3 protein-coding genes are annotated in these 2,463 nt (G+C 68.5%); 2 read left to right on the forward strand and 1 reads right to left on the reverse strand.

What is annotated here, in order from left to right; translation table 11 throughout:
- Window positions 1-640 precede the first annotated feature (640 nt).
- Entirely contained in the window at window positions 641-880 is a 240-nt protein-coding gene (locus tag D455_RS31970) for a hypothetical protein (RefSeq protein WP_152487176.1), read from the reverse strand.
- Between the two features lie 19 nt (window positions 881-899).
- Here D455_RS31970 and D455_RS31975 point away from each other — a divergent pair, with 19 nt between their 5' ends.
- Both D455_RS31975 and D455_RS0128395 read left to right on the forward strand, forming a co-directional pair.
- On the forward strand, window positions 900-1,259 hold the full coding sequence (locus D455_RS31975; protein ID WP_040685193.1) for a hypothetical protein: 360 nt from the start codon (window positions 900-902) through the stop codon (window positions 1,257-1,259).
- Entirely contained in the window at window positions 1,256-2,125 is an 870-nt protein-coding gene (locus tag D455_RS0128395) for a toxin-antitoxin system YwqK family antitoxin (protein WP_017574038.1), read from the forward strand. The genes D455_RS31975 and D455_RS0128395 overlap by 4 nt, the downstream gene beginning before the upstream one ends.
- Window positions 2,126-2,463: the final 338 nt, after the last annotated feature.

Genomic DNA, 2,463 nt, shown 5'->3' on the forward strand with positions numbered 1-2,463 from the left:
GGACCGCACCGCGAACCAGCGGCCAACCGCCCTCGGACGCGCCCACCGGCCCCGGGAGGAACGACCCGCCGCCCGCCAGTACACCCCCGCGCTCCGCATGGGGAGACAACACCCCCCAACGACTCTTCGGAGGAGGCACCAACCAACGCCCGGCGACCGGGGGAAACCAACGGACCGCACCGCGAACCAGCGGCCAACCGCCCTCGGACGCGCCCACCGGCCCCGGGAGGAACGACCCGCCGCCCGCCAGTACACCCCCGCGCTCCGCATGGGGAGACAACACCCCCCAACGACTCTTCGGAGGAGGCACCAACCAACGCCCGGCGACCGGGGGAAACCAACAGGCTCCCGCCATCGCGACGCCCCCGCGGTCCGCCGCCCCGCCCACGGCGACCGACGAGCGTACCGGGGAGGGCTCCACCCCGGCCCAGGACAGCCGGGACAACGGGCCCAGTATCTTCGACTTCCGGAGCTCGCCCCGGGATGACCACCGCTTCGCGAGTAACCCGAACGAGGGAAGAATCATCGGATACGTTCCCGCGGCGAACATCGCGGAAAGGGACCAGGACGGGAACATCACCAGGATCACCCTGCCGCAGACGGAAGCGGGTAAGCCGCCGAAACGGATATCGCTCCGGGACTACCAGAAGGAGCTACTCGACGAGCGGGCCAGGGCGATCGCCGACCTCACCGACCCCTCCCCCGGGTCGAGGGAAGAGTTGAGGTCCCACGGCCTCTCCCCGCTGCACCAGGACGATATCGGGGGAGTGAGCGGGGCGGTGAGCGCCGTCGTCATCAACCGGAAGACCGGCGCCGTCTCCGAGGGGGTCAACGGGGACACCGCGTCCCGCATCCCGCACGCCAGGGTCCACGAGATCATCGGGAGGAGGATGAACGACATGAGGAAACCCGGAGGCTACCGCTCCTACGACAGGGACGGTAAGCCCGTGGGCAGGCCGAGGGACTACCCCATGAAGGACTCACCCCTCCGCCACGCCGAGATCAAGGCGATCAACACGCTGCTCAACGCGGACCCGAAAGCGGAGATGACCGATTTCCAGATCGACACCGTCTTCACGCTCAAAACGAACGAGAGGCAACGGGATTTCTGCCCGTGCTGCGCCAACTGCACACGCCTGACCTACGGAGCTCCCTCTCCCCGGGCGGGCAAGAACGTCCACCTGCCCAACGATCCCCTCTACGGCAGGAACTTCCCAGAGCCCGTACACCCTGACTGGACCCCGGCCGGACGACGATGAACACGATCAGCCAGGAGCTCCTCGAATTCACCGAGGACGACACCGCCCTCCTGAACGGATCCCCCTTCACAGGGAACGCCGTCACGGTCACGGAGGAGGAGGTGCGCTCGCAGGTCTTCGTCGACGGCCTCATGGAGGGGCCCTCCGCCTCCTGGAGCGGGAACGGACAGGTCACCGCCCTGGGGTGCGTCTACGGCGGCGGCATGCCCGTCGGAGCGCTCCACCGCTGGGACTCCGCTGGCGCGCTCACGCTGGAGGAGATCAGCGACGTGGCGGGGAACCAGCGTGTCATCCGGACGTGGGGACCCGACGGCCGACTCGTGAGCGAGGAACGTCACGGGAGGCTGTTCAGGTCCTTCGATCCCGAGACGGGGAGGAAGGTGTTCCTGGCCTGGCAGAAACTGCGGGTGTCGACGGCCATGGAACACCCGGCTCACCAGGAGTTCCTGGTCGTACCGGACGTCGCCGACCTCACCGTCGGCGACGTGGAGGGGGTCGGCCGACTGGTGTTGTTCGGAGGCGCGCCCCACACCGGTGAGGCCGTCACCCGCGACGGCAGGGGCCGGGTCGAGATGCACACCTTCGTGGAGGGCGTCGAGGACGGCCCCACCCTGACCTGGTCCTCCGGCGGCAAACTCGTCGTCCAGGGCATCACCCGGTACCCCCACGGTCCGGTGGGTCCCTGGCACGAGTGGGACGAACGGGGACGGCTGCTGCGCGAGACCGTCCACGACGCCCTGGGCAACCGCGTCATCATCCGCGAACTGGACGGGGCCGGAAACATCGCCCGAGAGGAGCGCAGGCCTCCCGGCAGGCTCCTCCGCGACCCGGAGACCGGCGAGGAGTACCCGGCCCCCTGGCTCTGAGGAGGGCGTGACGGAACCCCACGTCAACGGTTGGCCCCGGTGTCAGGGAAACGGGAGGAGAATATCCGGACGGCTCCAGGAGAACCGTCGCGGAAACAACCGGAACGCCACTCGGGTGGAACGGGTTCCAGAAACAACCCCACCGATTCCGAAGCACACCCATGACCTTCGGTAATTCACCGGAGAAACCTCAGGCGAAGTCCCGTCCCGGGTAATGGGCCACCGATTCGCGCGCCCTCTTCGGTGTTACCTTCGTGCCCGCGTCAGCGGTGTCGGAGGGCCGGGGGAGGAATCGCGTATGCCGTTGGACCACACCATGCCCGAGTCCACACGCGACG

Origin of the sequence: Nocardiopsis halotolerans DSM 44410, assembly GCF_000341065.1 — a bacterium.
GTDB classification, from domain to species: domain Bacteria; phylum Actinomycetota; class Actinomycetes; order Streptosporangiales; family Streptosporangiaceae; genus Nocardiopsis; species Nocardiopsis halotolerans.